Raw genomic sequence first — 4,747 nt, 5'->3', positions numbered from 1 at the left:
TTAGAGAAAAAAAGAGAAGAATTTCGTAGCAAGTATTTAGGGAGTGAAATCAAAGTAGGAAATGAAACTCATTTTGTGAATTTTTCTTATTTGAAGAAAAAATTCCCTCAAGTCCTTTCTAATGGTTGTAAGTATTATCGTGATGATTATATTAATAGCTATAAAATAGGCGAATCTAATTTTAATTTCGATGATAAACCCGAATTTGCATACTATGAAGATCAATTTAAAGCATATATGGGTGAAGAAAACTATAAAAAATTAAGACCTTATTTGATTATGAGCAGTTATTATGTATGCAAAGGTAAGAGATATCCTATTACTTTTTATACCATGATAGATTATAAAGTAAAAAGCTATGGTTTATTTGGAGATGAGGGAAGAGGATTTAGCTTTTCTAGCATTAGTCGTAAAAGCGCAGGTGGTGGATCTTTTCATTATTTTATTAATGGTAAATTTGTAAAAAGTGATGAAAAATATACAGGACAAAGTTACTGATGAACCCTAAAGAACTTATCTCACAAATCAAAGACTATGCTAATATAAGATGCTAGTTATGCTATGCTTGATTTAATCGATGAGAATGATGAAAAAGGTTTTTTTGATAGCGCTTTTACTCCTCCTTTGTGGCTTTATGCTGATGGGATAAAGTTAGGGTATGAGATAAGCAAAGAGAATGAAACAAAGCTGTCTAGAGGTAATAAGAAAATAGGAGATCCTACAGCTTATGCTACCATTATAGAAGCTAGATTTTCTGCTGATCTTGATAAAGTAGATGAACAATTAAGACAAGGGTATCTTAAAAATAAAGAATGGGACAAGATAGATCAAAAATGGTATGAAGCTAAAGAACCTAGTGAATTCAATGATGATTTTTGGGGTTTTGGAATTAAAATGAATTCTGTTAATGTTACAAGCAATAAGATGTTAAAAAATAATCAATATATAGTAAGGGAATATCTATGAATAGCAAATTTAATTTTGCTAAATTTGCATTAGATTGTTTCATATGTTTTGGAATTGTGATAATCTCCCCATTTGTGTATTCTATATTAATAAAAAGCGATGATTTTCGGTGGTTATTATATCCTATACAATGGTTATTTAATATTGATACTCATACTATTAACGATATATCAATTTTGATTATTGGGTTTTGTTCTTTGAGTATTATTTCATTTTTTATCATTGGTTTTTTTATAAAATACATAAATTAAGCTTGTTTTTATCATTGATTTTTATGATTTGTTATGCAATATTTGGTTATTATTTTTTTAGTCACTTATAAGGAAATTTTATGAAGTACTACACAACGATTTATATCCACCCTATGGATTGGAACATTCCCCATGTCTTTTTAGGACTTACCAAAAAATAAAAGTCCTGAGGAGCTTGATAAGATAGATGAACAATTAAGACAAGAATGTCTTAAAAACAAAGAATTTAAATTAATTAAAAGTATTAAGTAGATTGGTTATAATAAAAAAATTTATCTATATTAGGAGTAAATTTGCAAATTCCTATTTATTCTAAACTCAAGGCAAAACTAGAAAGCAAAGGAATAGATAGTATATCAAGCGGACAAATTGCTTGGTTTGTGTGTAGTGTAGGGATTTTTATCATTCCTATGGTATATTTTTATATCAGTAACAATTATGATCAATTCACTATTTTATTTATTATGTTATTTATTTTTATATTGAATATGCTTTATATTAAAAATTTTTTTGCATTATTGTTGCTTGTGATATTAATATTTATATATATGAAATATCATGAGTTTATCTATAATTTTAAAATTTTATTTTTTATTTTTGCACCTATAATTTTTATCTTTTTAAGAGCTTGGAGAATTTTAATAACTTTTTTATGTGGATATATTTTTTTAGTGGCTATGGTATATATATTTGAGTTATTAGGAGGATTTTATAAATGAAATATTATGTTACGATTTATATTGATCCATTGGTAGAATGTTTTTTGGATTTTAAAAATCAGTGTTACTGGCAAAGAGAAGACTTCACTCACGCTTTCTTAGGACTTACCAAAGATAAAAGTCCTGATGAACTTGATAAGATAGATGAACAATTAAGACAAGAATATCTTAAAAATAAAGAATGGAATAAGATAGAACAAAAACGGTATGAAGCTAAAGAACCTAATGAATTCAATGATGATTTTTGGGGTTTTGGAATTAAAATGAATTCTGTTAATGTTACAAGCAATAAGATGTTAAAAAATAATCAATATATAGTAAGGGAATATCTATGAATAACAAATTTAATTTTGCTAAATTTGTATTAGATTGTTTCGCTTGTTGCGGATTGACTATAATATCTTATTTCATATTTTTTTTACCTATTATTTATCTTATCAGATTTATTTATTTAATAGGAATAAATATGGATATTTTAAATGGATTTGGCGACTATGCCTTGCTTTTTACATTGTGTCATATTGCATTTTTTACTATTTGGTTTTTATTAGAAAAGAGAAACATTATAAAATATAAAATTCATAAATTAAGTTTTTGGATAGTATTTGCATTTGCAAATAGTTTTTGGTGGTATTTAGCTTATTGGTTAGCAAATAGAGGATTTTATAAATGAAGTACTACACAACGATTTATATCCACCCCATGGATTGGAACATTCCCCATGTCTTTTTAGGACTTACCAAAAAATAAAAGTCCTGAGGAGCTTGATAAGATAGATGAACAATTAAGACAAGAATGTCTTAAAAACAAAGAATTTAAATTAATTAAAAGTATTAAGTAGATTGGTTATAATAAAAAAATTTATCTATATTAGGAGTAAATTTGCAAATTCCTATTTATTCTAAACTCAAGGCAAAACTAGAAAGCAAAGGAATAGATAGTATATCAAGCGGACAAATTGCTTGGTGTTTAGGGAGTGGCTATATTGCTTTAATATGTGCTGTATTTGTTGTTATATATAAACTCAAGAATTTGGAATTTGAGCTTTATATTGTTTTTTTCTTTCCTATCTTGCTATTTTATATTGCTATATTTTGGTTTATTTTTTTAAGTTTTTGTAAAAACTTCTTTTTTATTCATCTTTTTTGCTATTGTTTTATGTATATCTTTAATATAATTTTTAATGATTTTTATTTAAATCTTGCAATAATAAATATTTTATTAATGATAATATGGTTTTTTTTTGTTAAATTGCATTTAAAATTTAAATTTTTATTTTTAATGATGTATTTTTGTTTTGAAATTGCAATATTTATAGGAATAATACCTTATGGACTTTTAGAAGGAACTATTTCGAAATGAAAGAAATAATAAAATATTATGTAGCAATTTATGTAGATGAGTTATTAGAAGATGAAATGTTAAAGCATGTTGATTTTTCTTTGCTATTTGAAGCAAAATTTTCTCAAATTTCTAAGCAAATCGACTTCACCCACGCTTTCTTAGGACTTACCAAAGATAAAAGTCCTGATGAACTTGATAAGATAGATGAACAATTAAGACAAGGGTATCTTAAAAATAAAGAATGGGACAAGATAGATCAAAAATGGTATGAAGCTAAAGAACCTAATGAATTCAATGATAATTTTTGGGGTTTTGGAACCGGAATTGCTAATGTTGCAGAATCTCTTATAGGAACTCCTGGCAAAGTATTTAACAATAACCAATATGTATTAGATAGTAATATTGATAAAAATTGTTATATTATTAAAAAACTAAGAAGCCCTCAAACTTTCAAACCTTCTAATCGCTGTACTTTAGAACTTTCTAAAGTACAATATGAAAGCTTACTTGTAAATATTAAAGCTGATTTTGAAGCCACAAAAGAAATCACACCTAATAGCGAAAAGCCAATCAATGAAGAATTTACCTATAAACTTCTTGAAAATAATTGCGTTACTTGGGTTATTCAAAAACTTTCTGATATAGGAATAGAGCTTATTGATGATGAATATAAAGTGCCTGGAAATTTGATAGATATCTTTGATTTGATCAAATTTCTTCACTCTATCTTTTTGAAATTTCAAAATATTGATGATAATTTACAAAGTGTAAAAGGTGCAAGAGCTTTTATTACTTGGACTAGATCTATGCTAGATAATAATTATATATGTTATGTAGATCAGGAAAATTTAGAAAAGAAAATACAAACTTTTTGTAAAAAAAATATAGAAAATCAAAGATATTACGAAAGTATTAAAAAATTTTATAATGAAATTTATCAACTTAAAAGTATATATAATAAATTAGATTTTTGTTTGGAATCTATCACTAAAAAATTTAATACAAGCATAAAAGGCGATTTTAAATTGATTTATTTTGATAGAAAAGATAGACAAATTAAACTTTTAAAAGCAGATAATGATTATGAAGCTATTGCGATACAAGATTTAGATTTGAGTCAGAAATATAATAATTTTAGTGTGAGTAAATTTTATCCTTTTATTTTTATACCTAAAAATGAAATGAATTCAAGAATGCTTTATCATAAATATGATTATGGTAATATCTCACAAGAATATCAAAAAGATAGAAATGAATTTTATTTTAATGTTTTAGCAGGAGAAAAAAGCGATAAATATTGGAGTTCTAGTTATCATAAAATGACTAAAAATTTAAGGAAAATTCATGCCTCTTAAAAAAGTAAAAGAAACAATTTTTGCTTATGATAAAGAAGTGATTGATTGTGAAATCTTAAGGGCTAAAAATGTTGATTTAACTCATTCTAAAATTTATTTCAAAGGTGTATTA

5 protein-coding genes are annotated in these 4,747 nt (G+C 25.3%); all 5 read left to right on the top strand.

The genetic code is table 11. From position 1 onward, the window contains the following. Positions 1 to 498 (top strand): tRNA 2-selenouridine synthase (locus tag L8W69_RS08995; protein ID WP_263666964.1); only part of this gene is annotated, 498 nt, incomplete at its 5' end. 63 nt (positions 499 to 561) lie between these two features. Beyond that, on the top strand, positions 562 to 966 hold the full coding sequence (locus tag L8W69_RS08990; RefSeq protein ID WP_263666963.1) for a hypothetical protein: 405 nt from the start codon (positions 562 to 564) through the stop codon (positions 964 to 966). 966 nt (positions 967 to 1,932) lie between these two features. Further along, a complete protein-coding gene (locus tag L8W69_RS08985) occupies positions 1,933 to 2,271 on the top strand; it encodes a hypothetical protein (protein ID WP_263666962.1) in 339 nt (112 codons plus the stop codon). A gap of 131 nt (positions 2,272 to 2,402) precedes the next feature. Then, the gene (locus tag L8W69_RS08980) at positions 2,403 to 2,609 is read left to right on the top strand and encodes a hypothetical protein (RefSeq protein WP_235362530.1); all 207 of its coding nucleotides are present in this window, start codon (positions 2,403 to 2,405) and stop codon (positions 2,607 to 2,609) included. 685 nt (positions 2,610 to 3,294) lie between these two features. After that, positions 3,295 to 4,635, top strand: coding sequence for a hypothetical protein (locus tag L8W69_RS08975; RefSeq protein ID WP_263666961.1), 1,341 nt, complete (start codon positions 3,295 to 3,297; stop codon positions 4,633 to 4,635). The last annotated feature ends 112 nt before the right edge of the window (positions 4,636 to 4,747 follow it).

The organism is Campylobacter sp. CNRCH_2016_3089, from assembly GCF_025772505.1.
Taxonomy (GTDB): Bacteria; Campylobacterota; Campylobacteria; order Campylobacterales; family Campylobacteraceae; genus Campylobacter_D; species Campylobacter_D lari_D.
This window is presented reverse-complemented; position numbering and strand designations above follow the sequence as displayed.

What these genes read in the sequence shown, in the direction of transcription:
- L8W69_RS08990 (WP_263666963.1), top strand. Translation starts at nt 562, where the DNA reads ATGCTTGATTTAATCGATGAGAATGATGAAAAAGGTTTTTTTGATAGC.
- L8W69_RS08985 (WP_263666962.1), top strand. Translation starts at nt 1,933, where the DNA reads ATGAAATATTATGTTACGATTTATATTGATCCATTGGTAGAATGTTTT.
- L8W69_RS08980 (WP_235362530.1), top strand. Translation starts at nt 2,403, where the DNA reads ATGGATATTTTAAATGGATTTGGCGACTATGCCTTGCTTTTTACATTG.
- L8W69_RS08975 (WP_263666961.1), top strand. Translation starts at nt 3,295, where the DNA reads ATGAAAGAAATAATAAAATATTATGTAGCAATTTATGTAGATGAGTTA.